The organism is Escherichia sp. WS547 (assembly GCF_046486065.1).
Lineage (GTDB): Bacteria > Pseudomonadota > Gammaproteobacteria > Enterobacterales > Enterobacteriaceae > Escherichia > Escherichia coli.
On sequence record NZ_JBJQMA010000035.1, the window covers coordinates 1 to 20,821 of the forward strand.

Below are 20,821 nucleotides of genomic sequence, written 5' to 3' on the forward strand. Positions count from 1 at the left end.
GGTGGTCCCACCTGACCCCATGCCGAACTCAGAAGTGAAACGCCGTAGCGCCGATGGTAGTGTGGGGTCTCCCCATGCGAGAGTAGGGAACTGCCAGGCATCAAATTTAGCAGTAAGCCGGTCATAAAACCGGTGGTTGTAAAAGAATTCGGTGGAGCGGTAGTTCAGTCGGTTAGAATACCTGCCTGTCACGCAGGGGGTCGCGGGTTCGAGTCCCGTCCGTTCCGCCACCCTAATTAGGGGCGTAGTTCAATTGGTAGAGCACCGGTCTCCAAAACCGGGTGTTGGGAGTTCGAGTCTCTCCGCCCCTGCCAGAAATCATCCTTAGCGAAAGCTAAGGATTTTTTTTATCTGAAATAACCTCTCCGAAGTAAATCCTTCTACCGGCATCCTTGCCAGCCATTCAGATTAATACACTTCATCCAGCACGTTAATTTTCAATAGATCGCGAATCAACGCATTTTTATCGCTATTTTGCAGCCATATGGCATAAAGCGGCCGTGAAAGTGTTGTGCTATCGACAACGGTATGCAGGCCGCCTTTTTTACGCGCCCAACTGACGGGTAGCCAGGTGCAACCATTAAGCGTCGCAATCTGTTGCTGTGCCAGTTCAGCAGAACTGGTTGTCAGAATGGGAACTTCGTCAGCACCGATCAAACCTGCCTCATGCTGTTGAAAATCTGGCCCCCATTCCAGTCGCAGATAGTTAAGATCTCCCTTTAGTTTGGAAGGGGCACTGGTATAAAGCGCTAAAGTGAAATACCCGAGCAACTGACTGCTAAATTCGTCCATTTTGGGCGCTTCAGTAGTAATAAGAAGATCAAGCTGGCGTTCATGCAGCTGTTTTACCAGAGACTGCCGTTGGGCAATTCGCGCTTCGAACTGTAAGCCTGTATGGGCATCCTGATTTTTATACAAACGTCCCAGCCACTGATTAAGCATACATTCCCACAATGAGGCGCTGGCACCGATAGAAAACTCGTTATGTCGTGAGGTATGCGCCACCTCCTTACGGGCGGCCTGCCAGGTGCTCATGAGCGTTTCTGCATAAGGCAGTAGTTTTTCACCGGCAGCGGTTAAACGGATATTGTTTCTGTGGCGGGTGAAAAGGTTCACACCCAGTTGATTTTCCAGTTGTCTGATTCGAAAGCTCACGGCTGATTGGGTCAGATAGAGCGATTCAGCCGCTCGACCAAAGTGACGCGTTCGGCTAACTTCCAGGAAAGTTTTTAACAATTCCGTATCCACAGTGCTCTCCGCAAAATTATTTGTCGTTATGATTTAAATGTTTTGTTTTACACTCTGTCAAGCGTAACTAATACTCCGCGCCATAACTAGCTCGGTCAAAGAATTAGGAGCGTGCAGGATGGCGGAAAGCTTTACGACGACTAATCGATATTTCGACAATAAACATTATCCACGTGGATTCTCTCGTCATGGTGACTTCACCATCAAAGAGGCACAACTGCTTGAGCGTCATGGTTATGCCTTCAATGAGTTGGATCTTGGCAAACGCGAGCCGGTTACCGAGGAAGAGAAACTCTTCGTAGCAGTATGCCGTGGCGAACGTGAGCCAGTGACAGAAGCAGAACGCGTGTGGTCCAAGTATATGACGCGTATCAAGCGTCCAAAACGTTTTCACACCCTTTCCGGCGGTAAACCGCAGGTTGAAGGTGCTGAAGACTACACCGATTCTGACGATTAATAAAAAGGGCGAAATGCCCTTTTTTTATGTCAGTAGTTTTTGCAGATGGATGAGCAAACGGTCAATCGCACGATAGCTAACTGCCTCCTGCAAATGCTGACGTGTGATAATGTCAGACTGATCAATATCAGCAATTGTTCGTGCAACTTTCAATAACCGCTGCCAGGCACGAATCGATAACCCCAGATGGATCAGCGTTTCTTCCAGCCACTGCGCATCTTCGCTCTCAAGCTTGCAGAATTGGCGTATTTCCGGATTATCCAGCCAGGCGTTCAGTTTATTCTGCCGCTTAAATTGGCGCTCTCTGGCGGCCATTACACGTTGTTTAACGGTGGTGCTGTTTTCTCCCGGCACTACCGTTTTACTCAAAATGCCGGGGGGCGGTAATGGGATCTCCAGTGAGAGATCGAAGCGGTCGAGAAAGGGCCCCGAGAGCCGGTTGAGATAACGTAATGTCTGTTCTGGCGTGCAGCGGTTATGGTTTCCCTGATAATGTCCGGTAGGGCTGGGATTCATCGCCGCAACAAGCTGGAAACGGGCTGGATAGGTTATTTTTGCTCGTGTGCGTGAAAGATGGATCTGCCCGGATTCAATCGGCTCTCGCAAGGCATCCAGTGTACGCCGTTCAAATTCAGGTAGCTCATCAAGAAAAAGCACGCCGTTATGCGCCAGCGAAATTTCACCTGGCCCTGGAATTGCACCACCGCCCACCATCGCAGTTAACGACGCACTGTGATGCGGTGAGCGGAATGGGCGCTGCCGCCATTGTTTTTGTACTGATTCAGCATTTACCAGACTTAATATCGCAGCGCTCTCCAGTGCCTCTTCATTGCTTAAATCTGGCAAAAGGCCATTAATACGGCTGGCGAGCATTGTTTTACCTGTTCCCGGCGGCCCAATCAGTAAAAGGTTGTGCCCGCCAGCGGCGGTAATTTCCAGTCCTCGCTTTCCTTGCTCCTGACCGACAACATCACTGAGATCATGTTGTAGCGCCCGGGATACTGCATCAGTTGGTTTCGGGCGTTCGAGAGCGTGCTTACCCTCCAGAAACGCACAGACAGCCTGCAGATGATCGGCTATCAGGCATCCTTCACCGTTAATTAGCCCCACTTCATCTTCGTTATCTTTCGCGACGATAATTTTTCTGCCCGACTTAATAGCTTCAGTTGCACTGGAGATTGCGCCGGGAACGCCACGCAGAGCGCCTGTAAGCGCTAGTTCTCCGACTAATTCATATTCATCTAATTTATTGGCTGTAAGCTGTTCTGAGGCCGCCAGCAACGCAATGGCGATAGGTAAATCATATCGTCCCCCTTCTTTTGGCAGATCGGCTGGAGCAAGGTTGATGGTGATTTTTTTCGCCGGATATTCATATCCGCTATTGATAATGGCGCTGCGCACGCGATCGCGGGCTTCTTTTACCGTTGTTTCTGGTAAGCCCACCATCGTTAAGCCGGGTAGACCTTTACTGATATGTACCTCAACAGTGATTGGGGGCGCATTTACTCCCAGGGCTGCGCGGGTATGAACAATTGACAGTGACATAAGCCCTCCTTGAGTCACCATTATGTGCATAAGATATCGCTGCTGTAGCCCGCTAATTCGTGAATTTTAGTGGCTGATTCCGGTTTATTTGTGTAAGTGAAGTTGAGTTGTTCTGGCGGTGGAATGATGCTCGCAAAAATGCAGCGGGCAAAGGATGAACTACGAGGAAGGGAACAACATTCATACTGAAATTGAATTTTTTTCACTCACTATTTTCTTTTTAAAAAACAACAATTTCTCTTGAAATTATTAAAGACATCATAAAAATAGGCCAAAAAATATCTTGTGCTATTCGCAAAATCTATGGTAACTCTTTAGGCATTCCTTCGAACAAGATGCAAGAAAAGACAAAATGACAGCCCTTCTACGAGTGATTAGCTTGGTCGTGATTAGCGTGGTGGTGATTATTATCCCACCGTGCGGGGCTGCACTTGGACGAGGAAAGGCTTAGAGATCAAGCCTTAACGAACTAAGACCCCCGCACCGAAAGGTCCGGGGGTTTTTTTTGACCTTAAAAACATAACTGAGGAGCAGACAATGAATAACAGCACAAAATTCTGTTTCTCAAGATTCAGGACGGGGAACTAACTATGAATGGCGCACAGTGGGTGGTACATGCGTTGCGGGCACAGGGTGTGAACACCGTTTTCGGTTATCCGGGTGGCGCAATTATGCCGGTTTACGATGCATTGTATGACGGTGGCGTGGAACACTTGCTGTGCCGACACGAGCAAGGTGCAGCAATGGCGGCTATCGGTTATGCCCGTGCTACCGGCAAAACTGGCGTATGTATCGCCACGTCTGGTCCAGGTGCAACCAACCTGATAACCGGGCTTGCGGACGCGCTGTTAGATTCCATCCCCGTTGTTGCTATCACCGGTCAGGTATCCGCACCGTTTATCGGCACTGACGCATTTCAGGAAGTGGATGTACTGGGATTGTCATTAGCCTGTACCAAGCACAGCTTTCTGGTGCAGTCGCTGGAAGAGTTGCCGCGCATCATGGCTGAAGCATTCGACGTTGCCAGCTCAGGTCGTCCTGGTCCGGTTTTGGTCGATATTCCAAAAGATATCCAGTTAGCCAGCGGCGATCTGGAACCGTGGTTCACCACTGTTGAAAACGAAGTGACTTTCCCACATGCCGAAGTCGAGCAAGCGCGTCAGATGCTGGCAAAAGCGCAAAAACCGATGCTGTACGTTGGCGGTGGCGTGGGCATGGCGCAGGCAGTTTCGGCTTTGCGTGAATTTCTCGCTGCCACAAAAATGCCTGCCACCTGTACGTTGAAAGGGCTGGGCGCAGTAGAAGCAGATTATCCGTACTATCTGGGCATGCTGGGGATGCACGGCACCAAAGCGGCGAACTTCGCAGTGCAGGAGTGCGATCTACTGATCGCCGTGGGCGCACGTTTTGATGACCGGGTGACCGGCAAACTGAACACCTTCGCACCACACGCCAGCGTTATCCATATGGATATCGATCCGGCAGAAATGAACAAGCTGCGTCAGGCACATGTGGCATTACAGGGTGATTTAAATGCTCTGTTACCAGCATTACTGCAGCCGTTAAATATCGATGACTGGCAGCAACACTGCGCGCAACTGCGTGATGAACATGCCTGGCGTTACGACCATCCTGGTGACGCTATCTACGCGCCGTTGTTGTTAAAACAACTGTCGGATCGTAAACCTGCGGATTGCATCGTGACCACAGATGTGGGGCAGCACCAGATGTGGGCTGCCCAGCACATCGTCCACACTCGCCCGGAAAACTTCATCACCTCCAGCGGATTAGGCACCATGGGTTTTGGTTTACCGGCGGCGGTTGGCGCACAAGTCGCGCGACCGAACGATACCGTCGTCTGTATCTCCGGTGACGGCTCTTTCATGATGAATGTGCAAGAGCTGGGCACCGTAAAACGCAAGCAGTTACCGTTGAAAATCGTCTTACTCGATAACCAACGGTTAGGGATGGTTCGACAATGGCAGCAACTGTTTTTCCAGGAACGATACAGCGAAACAACCCTTACTGATAACCCCGATTTCCTCATGTTAGCCAGCGCCTTCGGCATCCCTGGCCAACACATCACCCGTAAAGACCAGGTTGAAGCGGCACTCGACACCATGCTGAACAGTGATGGGCCATACCTGCTTCATGTCTCAATCGACGAACTTGAGAACGTCTGGCCGCTGGTGCCGCCAGGTGCCAGTAATTCAGAAATGTTGGAGAAATTATCATGATGCAACATCAGGTCAATGTATCGGCTCGCTTCAATCCGGAAACCTTAGAACGTGTTTTACGCGTGGTGCGTCATCGTGGTTTCCACGTCTGTTCAATGAATATGGCCGCCGCCAGCGATGCACAAAATATAAATATCGAATTGACCGTTGCCAGCCCACGGTCGGTCGACTTACTGTTTAGTCAGTTAAATAAACTGGTGGACGTCGCACACGTTGCCATCTGCCAGAGCACAACCACATCACAACAAATCCGCGCCTGAGCGCAAAAGGAATATAAAAATGACCACGAAGAAAGCTGATTACATTTGGTTCAATGGGGAGATGGTTCGCTGGGAAGACGCGAAGGTGCATGTGATGTCGCACGCGCTGCACTATGGCACCTCGGTTTTTGAAGGCATCCGTTGCTACGACTCGCACAAAGGACCGGTTGTATTCCGCCATCGTGAGCATATGCAGCGTCTGCATGACTCCGCCAAAATCTATCGCTTCCCGGTTTCGCAGAGCATTGATGAGCTGATGGAAGCTTGTCGTGACGTGATCCGCAAAAACAATCTCACCAGCGCCTATATCCGTCCGCTGATCTTCGTCGGTGATGTTGGCATGGGCGTAAACCCGCCAGCGGGATACTCAACCGATGTGATTATTGCCGCTTTCCCGTGGGGGGCCTATCTGGGTGCAGAAGCGCTGGAGCAGGGGATCGATGCGATGGTTTCCTCCTGGAACCGCGCAGCACCAAACACCATCCCGACGGCGGCAAAAGCCGGTGGTAACTACCTCTCTTCCCTGCTGGTGGGTAGCGAAGCGCGCCGCCACGGTTATCAGGAAGGTATCGCGCTGGATGTGAACGGTTATATCTCTGAAGGCGCAGGCGAAAACCTGTTTGAAGTGAAAGATGGTGTGCTGTTCACCCCACCGTTCACCTCCTCCGCGCTGCCGGGTATTACCCGTGACGCCATCATCAAACTGGCGAAAGAGCTGGGAATTGAAGTGCGTGAGCAGGTGCTGTCGCGCGAATCACTGTACCTGGCGGATGAAGTGTTTATGTCCGGTACTGCGGCAGAAATCACGCCAGTGCGCAGTGTAGACGGTATTCAGGTTGGTGAAGGCCGTTGCGGCCCGGTTACCAAACGCATTCAGCAAGCCTTCTTCGGCCTCTTCACTGGCGAAACCGAAGATAAATGGGGCTGGTTAGATCAAGTTAATCAATAAATACAAAAAATGGGACGGCACGCACCGTCCCATTTACGAGACAGACACTGGGAGTAAATAAAGTATGCCTAAGTACCGTTCCGCCACCACCACTCATGGTCGTAATATGGCGGGTGCTCGTGCGCTGTGGCGCGCCACCGGAATGACCGACGCCGATTTCGGTAAGCCGATTATCGCGGTTGTGAACTCGTTCACCCAATTTGTACCGGGTCACGTCCATCTGCGCGATCTCGGTAAACTGGTCGCCGAACAAATTGAAGCGGCTGGCGGCGTTGCCAAAGAGTTCAACACCATTGCGGTGGATGATGGGATTGCCATGGGCCACGGGGGGATGCTTTATTCACTGCCATCTCGCGAACTGATCGCTGATTCCGTTGAGTATATGGTCAACGCCCACTGCGCCGACGCCATGGTCTGCATCTCTAACTGCGACAAAATCACCCCGGGGATGCTGATGGCTTCCCTGCGCCTGAATATTCCGGTGATCTTTGTTTCCGGCGGCCCGATGGAGGCCGGGAAAACCAAACTGTCCGATCAGATCATCAAGCTCGATCTGGTTGATGCGATGATCCAGGGCGCAGACCCGAAAGTATCTGACTCCCAGAGCGATCAGGTTGAACGTTCCGCGTGTCCGACCTGCGGTTCCTGCTCCGGGATGTTTACCGCTAACTCAATGAACTGCCTGACCGAAGCGCTGGGCCTGTCGCTGCCGGGCAACGGCTCGCTGCTGGCAACTCACGCCGACCGTAAGCAGCTGTTCCTCAATGCCGGTAAACGCATTGTTGAATTGACCAAACGTTACTACGAGCAAAATGACGAAAGTGCACTGCCGCGTAATATCGCCAGTAAGGCGGCGTTTGAAAACGCCATGACGCTCGATATCGCGATGGGCGGCTCTACCAACACCGTACTTCACCTGCTGGCGGCGGCGCAGGAAGCGGAAATCGACTTCACCATGAGTGATATCGATAAGCTTTCCCGCAAGGTTCCGCAGCTGTGTAAAGTTGCGCCGAGCACCCAAAAATACCATATGGAAGATGTTCACCGGGCTGGTGGTGTTATCGGTATTCTCGGCGAGCTGGATCGCGCGGGGTTACTGAACCGTGATGTGAAAAACGTACTTGGCCTGACGTTGCCGCAAACGCTGGAACAATACGACGTTATGCTGACTCAGGATGACGCGGTAAAAAATATGTTCCGCGCCGGCCCTGCGGGTATCCGTACCACCCAGGCATTCTCGCAAGATTGCCGTTGGGATACGCTGGACGACGATCGCGCCAATGGCTGTATCCGCTCGCTGGAACACGCCTATAGCAAAGACGGCGGCCTTGCGGTGCTGTACGGTAATTTCGCAGAAAACGGCTGCATCGTTAAAACCGCGGGCGTCGATGACAGCATCCTCAAATTCACCGGTCCGGCGAAAGTGTACGAAAGCCAGGACGACGCGGTAGAAGCGATTCTCGGCGGCAAAGTTGTCGCTGGCGATGTGGTGGTGATCCGTTACGAAGGCCCGAAAGGCGGCCCCGGCATGCAGGAAATGCTCTACCCAACCAGCTTCCTGAAATCAATGGGGCTCGGTAAAGCCTGCGCGCTGATCACCGACGGACGCTTCTCCGGCGGCACCTCTGGTCTTTCCATCGGCCACGTCTCGCCGGAAGCGGCAAGCGGCGGTAGCATTGGCCTGATTGAAGACGGCGACCTGATCGCTATCGACATTCCGAACCGTGGCATTCAGTTACAGGTAAGCGATGCCGAACTGGCGGCGCGTCGTGAAGCGCAGGAAGCTCGTGGCGACAAAGCCTGGACGCCGAAAAACCGTGAACGCCAGGTTTCCTTTGCGCTGCGTGCCTACGCCAGCCTGGCAACCAGCGCCGACAAAGGCGCGGTGCGCGATAAATCGAAACTGGGGGGTTAATGATGGCAGACTCACAACCCCTGTCCGGTGCCCCTGAAGGTGCCGAATATTTAAGAGCGGTGCTGCGCGCGCCGGTCTACGAAGCGGCGCAGGTCACGCCGCTACAGAAAATGGAAAAACTGTCGTCGCGTCTTGATAACGTGATTCTGGTGAAGCGCGAAGATCGCCAGCCAGTACACAGCTTTAAGCTGCGCGGCGCATACGCCATGATGGCGGGCCTGACGGAAGAACAAAAAGCGCACGGCGTGATCACCGCTTCTGCGGGTAACCACGCGCAGGGCGTCGCGTTTTCTTCCGCACGGTTAGGCGTGAAGGCGCTGATCGTCATGCCAACCGCCACCGCCGATATCAAAGTTGATGCGGTGCGCGGCTTTGGCGGCGAAGTGCTGCTTCATGGCGCGAACTTTGACGAAGCGAAAGCGAAAGCGATCGAACTGTCACAGCAGCAGGGCTTCACCTGGGTGCCGCCGTTCGACCATCCGATGGTGATCGCCGGGCAAGGCACGCTGGCGCTGGAACTGCTCCAGCAGGACGCCCATCTCGACCGCGTATTTGTACCGGTCGGCGGCGGCGGTCTGGCGGCGGGCGTCGCGGTACTTATCAAACAACTGATGCCACAAATCAAAGTGATCGCCGTGGAAGCGGAAGATTCCGCCTGCCTGAAAGCGGCACTTGATGCAGGTCATCCCATTGATCTGCCCCGCGTGGGGCTGTTTGCTGAAGGCGTCGCGGTAAAACGCATCGGCGATGAAACCTTCCGTTTGTGCCAGGAGTATCTTGACGACATCATCACCGTCGATAGCGATGCCATCTGTGCGGCGATGAAAGACCTGTTCGAAGATGTGCGCGCAGTGGCGGAACCCTCCGGCGCGCTGGCGCTGGCGGGGATGAAAAAATACATCGCCCAGCACAACATTCGCGGTGAACGGCTGGCGCATATTCTTTCCGGTGCCAACGTGAACTTTCACGGTCTGCGCTACGTCTCGGAACGCTGCGAACTGGGCGAACAGCGTGAAGCGTTACTGGCGGTGACCATTCCGGAAGAAAAGGGCAGCTTCCTCAAATTCTGCCAGTTACTTGGTGGGCGCTCGGTCACCGAGTTCAACTACCGCTTTGCTGATGCCAAAAACGCCTGCATTTTTGTCGGCGTGCGCCTGAGCCGCGGTCTCGAAGAGCGCAAAGAAATTTTGCAGATGCTCAACGACGGTGGCTACAGCGTGGTTGATCTCTCCGACGACGAAATGGCGAAGCTGCATGTGCGCTATATGGTTGGCGGGCGTCCATCGCATCCGTTGCAGGAACGCCTCTACAGCTTCGAATTCCCGGAATCACCGGGCGCGCTGCTGCGCTTCCTCAACACGCTGGGTACGCACTGGAACATTTCTTTGTTCCATTATCGCAGCCATGGCACCGACTACGGGCGCGTACTGGCGGCGTTCGAGCTTGGCGATCATGAGCCGGATTTTGAAACCCGGCTGAATGAACTGGGCTACGATTGCCACGACGAAACCAATAACCCGGCGTTCAGGTTCTTTTTGGCGGGTTAGTGGTTCGGCAAAATCTTCCAGAATGCCTCAATCAGCGGCTCATGCAGCCGCTTTTTTTGCGCACACACGCCCAGCTCAAACGGCGTTTTTTCATCACTGCGCTCTAAAATCATCACGCGGTTACGCACCGGTTCCGGGCTGTTATCCAGCACCACTTCCGGCAACAGCGCCACGCCACAGCCGAGCGCCACCATCGATACCATCGCTTCATGCCCGCCAACCGTGGCGTAAATCATTGGGTTGCTGATTTTGTTACGCCGAAACCACAGTTCAATGCGGCGGCGTACCGGTCCCTGATCGGCCATGATAAACGGCACTGTAGACCAGTCGGGCTTTTCGACAGATACCTGATTACGCACCGGGCAGGGCAGCGCGGGAGCAATCAGCACCACCGCCAGATTCTCCAGCATCGAAAATGCCACCGCGCCGGGCAAGGTTTCCGGTTTTCCGGCAATCGCCAAATCTGCTTCGCCAGTGACCACCTTTTCCATTGCATCCGCCGCATCACCGGTAGTGAGTTTGATCTCCACTGACGGGTGTTCCGCGCGGAAGCGATCCAGAATCGGCGGCAGATGGCTGTAGGCAGCGGTCACCGAGCAGAAGATATGTAATTCGCCAGAGAGCGACGGCCCTTGCTGATCGATGGTGTGACGCAATTGCTGATATTGCAACAGCGTTTGCTGGGCGAAAACGCGCAGTTCTTCGCCCGCTTCCGTCAGCGTTACCGTGCGGTTATCACGCACAAACAGCGGCTGACCGAGATCTTCTTCCAGGCGCTGTATTTGTCGCGAAAGCGTAGACGGGCTAACGTGCATTGCTCGCGCGCTACGGCCAAAATGGCGGCTTTCCGCCAGATGCAGGAAGGTTTTCAGATCGCGTAAATCCAATGGCGCAGCCCTCAATGTTGGCGTTGCAGAAATTGCAATGTGATGTTGTGAATATATCAATTTCCGCAATGAATTTCCTGTCATATAGTGAATTCATTCTCGCAAACGCGAACCGAACAATAAGAAGCACAACATCACGAGGAATCACCATGGCTAACTACTTCAATACACTGAATCTGCGCCAGCAGCTGGCACAGCTGGGCAAATGTCGCTTTATGGGGCGCGATGAATTCGCCGATGGCGCGAGCTACCTTCAGGGTAAAAAAGTAGTCATCGTCGGTTGTGGTGCACAGGGTCTGAACCAGGGCCTGAACATGCGTGATTCTGGTCTGGATATTTCTTACGCTCTGCGTAAAGAAGCGATTGCCGAGAAGCGCGCATCCTGGCGTAAAGCGACCGAAAATGGTTTTAAAGTTGGTACTTACGAAGAACTGATCCCGCAGGCGGATCTGGTGGTTAACCTGACGCCGGACAAGCAGCACTCTGATGTAGTGCGCACCGTACAGCCACTGATGAAAGACGGCGCGGCGCTGGGTTACTCGCACGGTTTTAACATCGTCGAAGTAGGCGAGCAGATCCGTAAAGACATCACCGTAGTAATGGTTGCGCCGAAATGCCCTGGCACCGAAGTGCGTGAAGAATACAAACGTGGATTCGGCGTACCGACGCTGATTGCCGTTCACCCGGAAAACGATCCGAAAGGCGAAGGCATGGCGATCGCTAAAGCATGGGCGGCTGCAACCGGCGGTCACCGTGCGGGCGTGCTGGAATCCTCTTTTGTTGCGGAAGTGAAATCTGACCTGATGGGCGAGCAAACCATCCTGTGCGGTATGTTGCAGGCTGGTTCTCTGCTGTGCTTCGACAAACTGGTGGAAGAAGGCACCGATCCGGCATACGCAGAAAAACTGATTCAGTTCGGTTGGGAAACCATCACCGAAGCGCTGAAACAGGGCGGCATCACCCTGATGATGGACCGTCTTTCTAACCCGGCGAAACTGCGTGCTTACGCGCTGTCTGAACAGCTGAAAGAGATCATGGCACCGCTGTTCCAGAAACATATGGACGACATCATCTCTGGCGAATTCTCCTCCGGCATGATGGCTGACTGGGCCAACGACGATAAGAAACTGCTGACCTGGCGTGAAGAGACCGGCAAAACCGCCTTCGAAACCGCGCCGCAGTATGAAGGCAAAATCGGCGAGCAGGAGTACTTCGATAAAGGCGTACTGATGATCGCGATGGTAAAAGCAGGCGTTGAGTTGGCGTTTGAAACCATGGTTGATTCCGGCATCATCGAAGAGTCTGCTTACTATGAATCACTGCACGAACTGCCGCTGATTGCCAACACTATCGCTCGTAAGCGTCTGTACGAAATGAACGTGGTTATCTCTGATACCGCCGAGTACGGTAACTATCTGTTCTCTTACGCTTGTGTGCCGCTGCTGAAACCGTTTATGGCAGAGCTGCAACCGGGCGACCTGGGTAAAGCTATTCCGGAAGGTGCGGTAGATAACGCGCAGTTGCGTGATGTGAACGAAGCGATTCGCAGCCATGCGATTGAGCAGGTAGGTAAGAAACTGCGCGGCTATATGACAGATATGAAACGCATTGCTGTTGCGGGTTAAGTGCGATTCAGAGTTCAAGGCCTTCTCCTGAAGAAGGCCTTGCTGTTAGTTACGGTAAAGCACCTTAATGATGTGATACCCGAACTGGGTATGCAGCGGACCGGTTGGCTCCAGTACCGGACAAGAGAAAACCACTTTATCGAACGCCGGAACCATCTGGCCCTGGCGGAATTCACCTAAATCACCACCGCGTTTACCTGACGGGCAAATGGAGTGTTTCTTCGCCAGCTTGCCGAAATCGGCACCGTTCTTAATCTGCTCGAGAAGTTCCAGAGCCAGTTTCTCTTCTTTTACAAGGATATGCAGTGCAGCTGCTGTTTTTGCCATGATCGTGCCTTGAATTAAACATTGTCAGTCAGGGAGGGGGGACATATATGGCAAAAGCCCGGAAAATCCGGGCTTCGCAGGTCCCTCAAGGGGAGAAAACTTAGGGCCTCTATGGGCTACAGAGTCATTATCGGGGATGGTGATTTTATTGTCAATTTATGAGCGATATGGCATTGATTGACTTGATGACTGCCCTCTGTATGTCTGCAACCAACTCATGTGGCAAACATTGATTAAGATACCCCCGATAAGTCCTTGCTCTGTTTAATCGGTTTCGACTGACTTGTTGTACCAGGTCGGCTTTAGCCCAACGTATCTGCTGATCAAAGAAATGCATGTCATTGATAACATTACTGGCTATTTCAACATGCATTCCACGATTTAACTTGTCATGGTCGCGAGTGGTTGATAATGGAACGACGATACATGCGTTGCCATTAATTTTTCCGTTGAGCACGACAACCAACCTATTTTTTATCATCTCAGGTGGAATGCGGCCATCGTAATACGTCGTGCTGAACTGTCCATTCTGGCTAACAGGATAGTTACCAAAGTTGCATTCCAGTATTTCACCAACCTTGGGGCTGAAATTAATCGCCACGAGTAAACCTCTCCTTAGTAAACTCTGAAAAAGTAATAACACAACGTTACGACCCGATATTTTCTAAGTCTAATGGATTCATGATGAACTCCGGTTTCGGCCTTCCCTCTCTGATTTAAACATCCGCAGCCATCCGGTTAGCGGTTTTCACTCGGTCACATTCAAATGCGATTCTGCTACAATCCTCCCCCCCGTTCGAAGATTGAGCAATACACCTATGCGTCTAAACCCCGGCCAACAACAAGCTGTCGAATTCGTTACCGGCCCCTGCCTGGTGCTGGCAGGCGCGGGTTCCGGTAAAACTCGTGTCATCACCAATAAAATCGCCCATCTGATCCGCGGTTGCGGTTATCAGGCGCGACATATCGCGGCGGTGACCTTTACCAATAAGGCGGCGCGCGAGATGAAAGAGCGTGTCGGGCAGACGTTGGGTCGCAAAGAGGCGCGTGGGCTGATGATCTCCACCTTCCACACACTGGGGCTGGATATCATCAAACGCGAGTATGCGGCGCTTGGGATGAAAGCAAACTTCTCGTTGTTTGACGATACCGATCAGCTTGCTTTGCTTAAAGAGCTGACCGAGGGGCTGATTGAAGATGACAAAGTTCTCCTGCAACAGCTGATTTCGACCATCTCTAACTGGAAGAACGATCTCAAAACACCGTCCCAGGCGGCAGCCAGTGCGATTGGCGAGCGGGACCGTATTTTTGCCCATTGTTATGGGCTGTATGATGCACACCTGAAAGCCTGTAACGTTCTCGACTTCGATGATCTGATTTTATTGCCGACGTTGCTGCTGCAACGCAATGAAGAAGTCCGCGAGCGCTGGCAGAACAAAATTCGCTACCTGCTGGTGGATGAGTATCAGGACACCAACACCAGCCAGTATGAACTGGTGAAACTGCTGGTGGGCAGCCGCGCGCGCTTTACCGTAGTTGGCGATGACGACCAGTCGATCTACTCCTGGCGCGGTGCACGTCCGCAAAACCTGGTGCTGCTGAGTCAGGATTTCCCGGCACTGAAGGTGATTAAGCTTGAGCAGAACTACCGCTCTTCCGGACGTATTCTGAAAGCGGCGAACATCCTCATTGCCAATAACCCGCACGTCTTTGAAAAGCGTCTGTTCTCCGAACTGGGCTATGGCGCGGAGCTAAAAGTTTTAAGCGCGAATAACGAAGAACATGAAGCCGAGAGAGTCACCGGCGAGCTGATCGCGCATCACTTCGTCAATAAAACGCAGTACAAAGATTACGCCATTCTTTATCGCGGTAACCATCAGTCGCGGGTGTTTGAAAAATTCCTGATGCAAAACCGCATCCCGTACAAAATTTCTGGTGGTACGTCGTTTTTCTCTCGTCCTGAAATCAAGGATTTGCTGGCTTATCTGCGCGTGCTGACTAACCCGGACGATGACAGCGCATTTCTGCGTATTGTTAACACGCCGAAGCGAGAGATTGGCCCGGCTACGCTGAAAAAGCTGGGTGAGTGGGCGATGACGCGCAATAAAAGCATGTTTACCGCCAGCTTTGATATGGGCCTGAGTCAGACGCTTAGCGGACGTGGTTATGAAGCATTGACCCGCTTCACTCATTGGTTGGCAGAAATCCAGCGTCTGGCGGAGCGGGAGCCGATTGCCGCGGTACGCGATCTGATCCACGGCATGGATTATGAATCCTGGCTGTACGAAACATCGCCCAGCCCGAAAGCCGCCGAAATGCGCATGAAGAACGTCAACCAACTGTTTAGCTGGATGACGGAGATGCTGGAAGGTAGCGAACTGGATGAGCCGATGACGCTCACCCAGGTGGTGACGCGCTTTACTCTGCGCGACATGATGGAGCGCGGCGAGAGTGATGAAGAGTTAGATCAGGTACAACTGATGACTCTGCACGCGTCGAAAGGGCTGGAGTTTCCTTATGTCTACATGGTCGGTATGGAAGAAGGGTTTTTGCCGCACCAGAGCAGTATCGATGAAGATAATATCGATGAGGAGCGGCGGCTGGCCTATGTCGGCATTACCCGCGCCCAGAAGGAATTGACCTTTACGCTGTGTAAAGAACGCCGTCAGTACGGCGAACTGGTGCGCCCGGAGCCGAGCCGCTTTTTGCTGGAGCTGCCGCAGGATGATCTGATTTGGGAACAGGAGCGCAAAGTGGTCAGCGCCGAAGAACGGATGCAGAAAGGGCAAAGCCATCTGGCGAATCTGAAAGCGATGATGGCGGCAAAACGAGGGAAATAATCAAGGCCGGAAAAGATGCGTCAGCATCGCATCCGGCACTTACTCATTAATGCACTTCCAGCGGCCAGTGGACATAGCTCTGCCACTGGCTTTCCTGAGCAATAATCTCTTTACCCAGCGGATGTTGGGTTAGCCAACCTTGCGGAAGCGTCAAGGTCAACAGTTCATGGTTAGCCTGTAATGTCATCTCTGGCACGAGATCGTCACGGCGACGGCTGGCAAAAATGATGGCCAGGCGTAGTAAACGGCAGAGTTGTTCTGCGACGCGCGGCGGTACGGCATTTTGCTGATGCAGCGATGAGAGATCGACCGGATTCGTCTGGTTGAGCAGTAGCGTCGCCAGCAGTTTTTTCTGTGCGGGGGTAAAACCGGGAAGATCCAGATTACGTACCAGATAAGCAGCGTGTTGCGGCGCTTGTTTGAAGTCAACGCTCAGGCCGATTTCATGAAGCTGGCAGGCGCTGATGAGCAAATCGCGGCTTATTGCTTCAAGATGCCATTCGTTTTTCACCTGATCGAAGAAGTTAGCCGCAACTTTGGCTACGCGCTGTGCCTGATCAATATCGATCATAAAGCGGCGCTGAATATTACGCAGCGTACGGCTGCGAATATCCTGCTCGACGGTCAGATGCAACATGCCGTAGACCAGGCCTTCACGCAGCGCACCACCCGCCAGGGTCATACACTGAATATTCAGTTCGGTAAAAATGGCTATCAGGATTGCCAGACCACTCGGGAACACTAACGCACGTTCCAGCGTCAGCCCGTCAATCTCCAGTTCCTCCAGCCGACCGCAATGAATGGCTCGCTGTTTCAGTTGCTGCAACTTTTCCAGGGTAATGCGTTCATCCATCCCCTGTGCCATCATGATTTCCTGTAACGCCTGCACGGTGCCGGAAGCGCCAACGCACACTTTCCAGCCGTGATACCGTAATTCATCGGCAACCGGACGTAACACTTCGCGTGCCGCTTTTTCTGCAGCATCAAAATTTTCCTGCCCCAGATTACGATCGGCAAAATAGCGTTCCAGCCAGGTGACACAGCCCATCGACAGGCTGAACAACGAGGTGGTTTGTGCACCCGTGCCGGTTACCAGTTCAGTACTGGCACCGCCTATATCCACCACCAGGCGCTGATCGGCACCGCCAGTTGTGTGAGCAACGCCCTGATAAATCAGACGTGCTTCCTCTTCACCGCTGATCACCTGTACCGGACAACCGAGGATTTCCTGTGCTTTGGCAATAAAATCACCCGCATTGACGGCAAGTCGTAATGTCGCCGTAGCGACAACGCGAATTTGCGAGGGAGGGATATCTTGCAGACGTTCAGCAAACAGGCGCAGACATTGCCAACCGCGCTCCATTGCTTCATTAGAGAGGGCATTTTCGCTATTCAGGCCAGCAGCCAGACGCACTTTGCGTTTAATTCGCGTCAGCGTCTGGATGCTTCCAGCCACCTCGCGCACAACCAGCATATGAAAACTATTCGAACCGAGATCAATGGCTGCATACAGCGACGAGGTGGAACCCATACTCTTCATCCTTCAATCTGTCTCTGTGTTGGCTGCATTCTTTCACCTGAATCACTTACTACAGTAAGCTCATCGGGGTTCATTCTCTGGCCATCTTGATACAGTTTGAATGATTTTGAGTATGACATTTTTTATTTAACCTGAACGACGACGATTACGCGGAGCACCAGTACGACGCGGACCATTGCCTGTGCGCGGGCGCGTGAGGCGCAGCGGTTTAGGCAGATCGGTCATCAATGCGTCCGGATTGTATTTGCTTACCGGAATTGAGTGACCAATATAGGTCTCAATAGCAGGCAAATTCAATGCATACTCTTCACATGCCAGGCTGATGGAATGACCACTTGCGCCTGCACGACCTGTACGACCAATACGGTGAACGTAATCTTCACAGTCATCGGGTAAATCGTAGTTAAAGACGTGCGTCACAGCCGGGATATGCAGGCCACGCGCGGCAACGTCGGTGGCAACCAGAATATCCAGATCCCCACGGGTAAATTCATCAAGAATACGCAGACGTTTTTTCTGCGCGACATCGCCTGTCAACAAACCGACACGATGACCATCTGCCGCCAGGTGGCCCCAGATCTCTTCACAACGGTGTTTGGTGTTGGCGAAAATAATCGCTCTGTCTGGCCACTCTTCTTCGATCAGCGTTTGCAGCAAACGCATTTTTTCTTCGTTAGAAGGGTAGAAAAGCTCTTCTTTAATACGGTGGCCCGTTTTCTGTTCCGGTTCCACTTCAATATATTCGGCATTGTTCATCTGCTCGAACGCCAGTTCACGTACCCGGTACGAAAGCGTGGCGGAGAACAGCATGTTGAGGCGCTGGTTTGCAGGCGGCATACGGCGGAACAGCCAGCGGATATCTTTAATAAAGCCCAGATCGTACATACGATCGGCTTCGTCCAGTACCACTACCTGAATGGCACCGAGGTTAATGTGGTTCTGCTTGGTGTAGTCAATTAAACGCCCCGTGGTGCCAATCAGAATGTCAACGCCGCTTTCCAGCACTTTCAGCTGTTTGTCGTAGCCATCACCACCGTAAGCCAGACCCAGCTTCAGGCCGGTTGCATCCGCCAGCGGTTCCGCGTCGGCGTGGATCTGCACGGCAAGTTCACGCGTCGGTGCCATAATTAAGGCACGCGGTTGATTCACCTTGCGATCGGCAATCGCGGGATGAGAGAGAAGATAATGAAACGTTGACGTAAGAAACGCCATCGTTTTCCCGGTACCGGTTTGCGCCTGCCCGGCTACGTCACGACCCGCCAGCGTCAACGGAAGGGCCAGTGCCTGAATGGGCGTACAGTTATGAAACCCTTTTTTTTCAAGGGCTTCTACAACCTTCGGATGCAGGGCGAAGTCGGAAAACTTCTGTTCTGTTAAATGTGTTTTGCTCATAGTGTGGTAGAATATCAGCTTACTATTGCTTTACGAAAGCGTATCCGGTGAAATAAAGTCAACCTTTAGTTGGTTAATGTTACACCAACAACGAAACCAACACGCCAGGCTTATTCCTGTGGAGTTATATATGAGCGATAAAATTATTCACCTGACTGACGACAGTTTTGACACGGATGTACTCAAAGCGGACGGGGCGATCCTCGTCGATTTCTGGGCAGAGTGGTGCGGTCCGTGCAAAATGATCGCCCCGATTCTGGATGAAATCGCTGACGAATATCAGGGCAAACTGACCGTTGCAAAACTGAACATCGATCAAAACCCTGGCACTGCGCCGAAATATGGCATCCGTGGTATCCCGACTCTGCTGCTGTTCAAAAACGGTGAAGTGGCGGCAACCAAAGTGGGCGCACTGTCTAAAGGTCAGTTGAAAGAGTTCCTCGACGCTAACCTGGCGTAAGGGAATTTCATGTTCGGGTGCCCCGTCGCTAAAAACTGGACGCCCGGCGTGAGTCATGCTAACTTAGTGTTGACTTCGTATTAAACATACCTTATTAAGTTTGAATCTTGTAATTTCCAACGCTTCCCGTTTTATCTTAAATGCGAAGTGAACAGATTTCTGGCTCGTCACTCAATCCGTCTTGTCGTTTCAGTTCTGCGTACTCTCCTGTGACCAGGCAGCGAAAAGACATGAGTCGATGACCGTAAACAGGCATGGATGATCCTGCCATACCATTCACAACATTAAGTTCGAGATTTACCCCAAGTTTAAGAACTCACACCACTATGAATCTTACCGAATTAAAGAATACGCCGGTTTCTGAGCTGATCACTCTCGGCGAAAATATGGGGCTGGAAAACCTGGCTCGTATGCGTAAGCAGGACATTATTTTTGCCATCCTGAAGCAGCACGCAAAGAGTGGCGAAGATATCTTTGGTGATGGCGTACTGGAGATATTGCAGGATGGATTTGGTTTCCTCCGTTCCGCAGACAGCTCCTACCTCGCCGGTCCTGATGACATCTACGTTTCCCCTAGCCAAATCCGCCGTTTCAACCTCCGCACTGGTGATACCATCTCTGGTAAGATTCGCCCGCCGAAAGAAGGTGAACGCTATTTTGCGCTGCTGAAAGTTAACGAAGTTAACTTCGACAAACCTGAAAACGCCCGCAACAAAATCCTCTTTGAGAACTTAACCCCGCTGCACGCAAACTCTCGTCTGCGTATGGAACGTGGTAACGGTTCTACGGAAGATTTAACCGCTCGCGTACTGGATCTGGCATCACCTATCGGTCGTGGTCAGCGTGGTCTGATTGTGGCACCGCCGAAAGCCGGTAAAACCATGCTGCTGCAGAACATTGCTCAGAGCATTGCTTACAACCACCCGGATTGCGTACTGATGGTTCTGCTGATCGACGAACGTCCGGAAGAAGTAACCGAGATGCAGCGTCTGGTTAAAGGTGAAGTTGTTGCTTCTACCTTTGACGAACCCGCATCTCGCCACGTTCAGGTTGCGGAAATGGTGATCGAGAAGGCGAAACGCCTGGTTGAGCACAAGAAAGACGTTATCATTCTGCTCGACTCCATCACTCGTCTGGCGCGCGCTTACAACACCGTTGTTCCGGCGTCAGGTAAAGTGCTGACCGGTGGTGTGGATGCCAACGCCCTGCATCGTCCGAAACGCTTCTTCGGTGCGGCGCGTAACGTGGAAGAGGGCGGCAGCCTGACCATCATCGCTACCGCGCTTATCGATACCGGTTCCAAGATGGACGAAGTTATCTACGAAGAGTTTAAAGGTACAGGCAACATGGAACTGCACCTCTCTCGTAAGATCGCTGAAAAACGCGTCTTCCCGGCAATCGACTACAACCGTTCCGGTACCCGTAAAGAAGAGCTGCTCACTACTCAGGAAGAACTGCAGAAAATGTGGATCCTGCGCAAAATCATTCACCCGATGGGCGAAATCGATGCAATGGAATTCCTCATTAATAAACTGGCAATGACCAAGACCAATGACGATTTCTTCGAAATGATGAAACGCTCATAAATTTGT

At 52.4% G+C, this 20,821-nt stretch carries 20 protein-coding genes, 2 tRNA genes and 1 rRNA gene; 16 read left to right on the forward strand and 7 right to left on the reverse strand.

The features are described 5' to 3' along the window. From rrf to ACJHWK_RS22145, 3 genes are all read left to right on the forward strand, one after another. Positions 1-99, forward strand: a 5S ribosomal RNA gene (gene rrf / locus ACJHWK_RS22135); the annotation flags it as partial. 54 nt (positions 100-153) lie between these two features. After that, positions 154-230, forward strand: a tRNA-Asp gene (locus tag ACJHWK_RS22140). Positions 231-238: 8 nt separating this feature from the next. Next, positions 239-314 (forward strand) — tRNA-Trp (locus tag ACJHWK_RS22145). Between the two features lie 94 nt (positions 315-408). On the opposite strand, the gene hdfR is transcribed toward ACJHWK_RS22145, so the two are convergent. Next, positions 409-1,248 (reverse strand): HTH-type transcriptional regulator HdfR, encoded by an 840-nt coding sequence (gene hdfR / locus ACJHWK_RS22150; protein ID WP_000379230.1) that lies wholly within the window; start codon positions 1,246-1,248, stop codon positions 409-411. A gap of 118 nt (positions 1,249-1,366) precedes the next feature. On the opposite strand from hdfR, the gene maoP reads away from it, so the two are divergent. Then, complete coding sequence (maoP, locus tag ACJHWK_RS22155; RefSeq protein WP_000841001.1) at positions 1,367-1,705, forward strand: macrodomain Ori organization protein MaoP; 339 nt, start codon at positions 1,367-1,369, stop codon at positions 1,703-1,705. Positions 1,706-1,729: 24 nt separating this feature from the next. On the opposite strand, the gene ACJHWK_RS22160 is transcribed toward maoP, so the two are convergent. Then, positions 1,730-3,250, reverse strand: a complete 1,521-nt coding sequence (locus tag ACJHWK_RS22160; protein ID WP_000058969.1) for a YifB family Mg chelatase-like AAA ATPase — start codon at positions 3,248-3,250, stop codon at positions 1,730-1,732. Positions 3,251-3,602: 352 nt separating this feature from the next. Between ACJHWK_RS22160 and ilvL the strand changes: the two genes are divergently transcribed. From ilvL to ilvA, 7 genes are all read left to right on the forward strand, one after another. Continuing rightward, positions 3,603-3,701, forward strand: a complete 99-nt coding sequence (gene ilvL, locus ACJHWK_RS22165) for an ilv operon leader peptide (RefSeq protein WP_001311244.1) — start codon at positions 3,603-3,605, stop codon at positions 3,699-3,701. Between the two features lie 86 nt (positions 3,702-3,787). After that, entirely contained in the window at positions 3,788-3,838 is a 51-nt protein-coding gene (gene ilvX / locus ACJHWK_RS22170; RefSeq protein ID WP_001387183.1) for a peptide IlvX, read from the forward strand. Positions 3,839-3,840: 2 nt separating this feature from the next. Next, entirely contained in the window at positions 3,841-5,487 is a 1,647-nt protein-coding gene (gene ilvG, locus ACJHWK_RS22175; RefSeq protein WP_001012630.1) for an acetolactate synthase 2 catalytic subunit, read from the forward strand. Then, positions 5,484-5,747 carry an acetolactate synthase 2 small subunit gene (ilvM, locus tag ACJHWK_RS22180; RefSeq protein ID WP_000983255.1) on the forward strand — a complete coding sequence of 88 codons (264 nt, stop codon included), beginning with the start codon at positions 5,484-5,486 and terminating at the stop codon, positions 5,745-5,747. The genes ilvG and ilvM overlap by 4 nt, the downstream gene beginning before the upstream one ends. A gap of 19 nt (positions 5,748-5,766) precedes the next feature. Further along, on the forward strand, positions 5,767-6,696 hold the full coding sequence (gene ilvE / locus ACJHWK_RS22185) for a branched-chain-amino-acid transaminase (RefSeq protein ID WP_000208520.1): 930 nt from the start codon (positions 5,767-5,769) through the stop codon (positions 6,694-6,696). A gap of 64 nt (positions 6,697-6,760) precedes the next feature. Next, entirely contained in the window at positions 6,761-8,611 is a 1,851-nt protein-coding gene (ilvD, locus tag ACJHWK_RS22190; protein ID WP_001521740.1) for a dihydroxy-acid dehydratase, read from the forward strand. A gap of 2 nt (positions 8,612-8,613) precedes the next feature. Next, positions 8,614-10,158 carry a threonine ammonia-lyase, biosynthetic gene (ilvA, locus tag ACJHWK_RS22195; RefSeq protein WP_024166469.1) on the forward strand — a complete coding sequence of 515 codons (1,545 nt, stop codon included), beginning with the start codon at positions 8,614-8,616 and terminating at the stop codon, positions 10,156-10,158. Here ilvA and ilvY read toward each other — a convergent pair. After that, positions 10,155-11,045, reverse strand: coding sequence for an HTH-type transcriptional activator IlvY (ilvY, locus tag ACJHWK_RS22200; protein ID WP_000365783.1), 891 nt, complete (start codon positions 11,043-11,045; stop codon positions 10,155-10,157). The two genes, ilvA and ilvY, sit on opposite strands and share 4 nt — an antisense overlap. 149 nt (positions 11,046-11,194) lie before the next feature. Between ilvY and ilvC the strand changes: the two genes are divergently transcribed. Then, the gene (gene ilvC / locus ACJHWK_RS22205) at positions 11,195-12,670 is read left to right on the forward strand and encodes a ketol-acid reductoisomerase (RefSeq protein ID WP_000024951.1); all 1,476 of its coding nucleotides are present in this window, start codon (positions 11,195-11,197) and stop codon (positions 12,668-12,670) included. A gap of 45 nt (positions 12,671-12,715) precedes the next feature. Here ilvC and ppiC read toward each other — a convergent pair whose 3' ends face one another. Next, positions 12,716-12,997: a peptidylprolyl isomerase PpiC gene (gene ppiC, locus ACJHWK_RS22210; RefSeq protein ID WP_001140258.1), complete on the reverse strand. Its 282-nt coding sequence runs from the start codon at positions 12,995-12,997 to the stop codon at positions 12,716-12,718. A gap of 151 nt (positions 12,998-13,148) precedes the next feature. Beyond that, a complete protein-coding gene (locus ACJHWK_RS22215) occupies positions 13,149-13,598 on the reverse strand; it encodes a type II toxin-antitoxin system PemK/MazF family toxin (protein WP_000996699.1) in 450 nt (149 codons plus the stop codon). Positions 13,599-13,815: 217 nt separating this feature from the next. On the opposite strand from ACJHWK_RS22215, the gene rep reads away from it, so the two are divergent. Then, on the forward strand, positions 13,816-15,837 hold the full coding sequence (gene rep / locus ACJHWK_RS22220; protein WP_001521748.1) for a DNA helicase Rep: 2,022 nt from the start codon (positions 13,816-13,818) through the stop codon (positions 15,835-15,837). A 46-nt stretch (positions 15,838-15,883) separates the two neighbouring features. Here the strand turns inward: rep and gppA are convergent, their stop codons facing one another. Together gppA and rhlB are read right to left on the reverse strand one after the other, a co-directional pair. Beyond that, the gene (gppA, locus tag ACJHWK_RS22225) at positions 15,884-17,368 is read right to left on the reverse strand and encodes a guanosine-5'-triphosphate,3'-diphosphate diphosphatase (RefSeq protein WP_001445788.1); all 1,485 of its coding nucleotides are present in this window, start codon (positions 17,366-17,368) and stop codon (positions 15,884-15,886) included. Between the two features lie 135 nt (positions 17,369-17,503). Further along, on the reverse strand, positions 17,504-18,769 hold the full coding sequence (gene rhlB, locus ACJHWK_RS22230; RefSeq protein WP_001521751.1) for an ATP-dependent RNA helicase RhlB: 1,266 nt from the start codon (positions 18,767-18,769) through the stop codon (positions 17,504-17,506). Between the two features lie 130 nt (positions 18,770-18,899). On the opposite strand from rhlB, the gene trxA reads away from it, so the two are divergent. The 3 genes from trxA to rho all read left to right on the forward strand — a co-directional run bounded on the left by trxA (position 18,900) and on the right by rho (position 20,815). Beyond that, complete coding sequence (gene trxA, locus ACJHWK_RS22235) at positions 18,900-19,229, forward strand: thioredoxin TrxA (RefSeq protein ID WP_001280776.1); 330 nt, start codon at positions 18,900-18,902, stop codon at positions 19,227-19,229. A 140-nt stretch (positions 19,230-19,369) separates the two neighbouring features. After that, positions 19,370-19,471, forward strand: coding sequence for a rho operon leader peptide RhoL (gene rhoL, locus ACJHWK_RS22240; RefSeq protein ID WP_001295255.1), 102 nt, complete (start codon positions 19,370-19,372; stop codon positions 19,469-19,471). An 84-nt stretch (positions 19,472-19,555) separates the two neighbouring features. Next, a complete protein-coding gene (gene rho / locus ACJHWK_RS22245; protein ID WP_001054527.1) occupies positions 19,556-20,815 on the forward strand; it encodes a transcription termination factor Rho in 1,260 nt (419 codons plus the stop codon). The last annotated feature ends 6 nt before the right edge of the window (positions 20,816-20,821 follow it).

Bases quoted from the DNA above. Each gene is read 5' to 3' on its own strand.
- maoP (WP_000841001.1), top strand. From the start codon at position 1,367: ATGGCGGAAAGCTTTACGACGACTAATCGATATTTCGACAATAAACAT.
- ACJHWK_RS22160 (WP_000058969.1), bottom strand. From the start codon at position 3,250: ATGTCACTGTCAATTGTTCATACCCGCGCAGCCCTGGGAGTAAATGCG.
- ilvL (WP_001311244.1), top strand. From the start codon at position 3,603: ATGACAGCCCTTCTACGAGTGATTAGCTTGGTCGTGATTAGCGTGGTG.
- ilvG (WP_001012630.1), top strand. From the start codon at position 3,841: ATGAATGGCGCACAGTGGGTGGTACATGCGTTGCGGGCACAGGGTGTG.
- ilvM (WP_000983255.1), top strand. From the start codon at position 5,484: ATGATGCAACATCAGGTCAATGTATCGGCTCGCTTCAATCCGGAAACC.
- ilvE (WP_000208520.1), top strand. From the start codon at position 5,767: ATGACCACGAAGAAAGCTGATTACATTTGGTTCAATGGGGAGATGGTT.
- ilvD (WP_001521740.1), top strand. From the start codon at position 6,761: ATGCCTAAGTACCGTTCCGCCACCACCACTCATGGTCGTAATATGGCG.
- ilvA (WP_024166469.1), top strand. From the start codon at position 8,614: ATGGCAGACTCACAACCCCTGTCCGGTGCCCCTGAAGGTGCCGAATAT.
- ilvC (WP_000024951.1), top strand. From the start codon at position 11,195: ATGGCTAACTACTTCAATACACTGAATCTGCGCCAGCAGCTGGCACAG.
- ppiC (WP_001140258.1), bottom strand. From the start codon at position 12,997: ATGGCAAAAACAGCAGCTGCACTGCATATCCTTGTAAAAGAAGAGAAA.
- rep (WP_001521748.1), top strand. From the start codon at position 13,816: ATGCGTCTAAACCCCGGCCAACAACAAGCTGTCGAATTCGTTACCGGC.
- gppA (WP_001445788.1), bottom strand. From the start codon at position 17,368: ATGGGTTCCACCTCGTCGCTGTATGCAGCCATTGATCTCGGTTCGAAT.
- rhlB (WP_001521751.1), bottom strand. From the start codon at position 18,769: ATGAGCAAAACACATTTAACAGAACAGAAGTTTTCCGACTTCGCCCTG.
- trxA (WP_001280776.1), top strand. From the start codon at position 18,900: ATGAGCGATAAAATTATTCACCTGACTGACGACAGTTTTGACACGGAT.
- rhoL (WP_001295255.1), top strand. From the start codon at position 19,370: ATGCGAAGTGAACAGATTTCTGGCTCGTCACTCAATCCGTCTTGTCGT.
- rho (WP_001054527.1), top strand. From the start codon at position 19,556: ATGAATCTTACCGAATTAAAGAATACGCCGGTTTCTGAGCTGATCACT.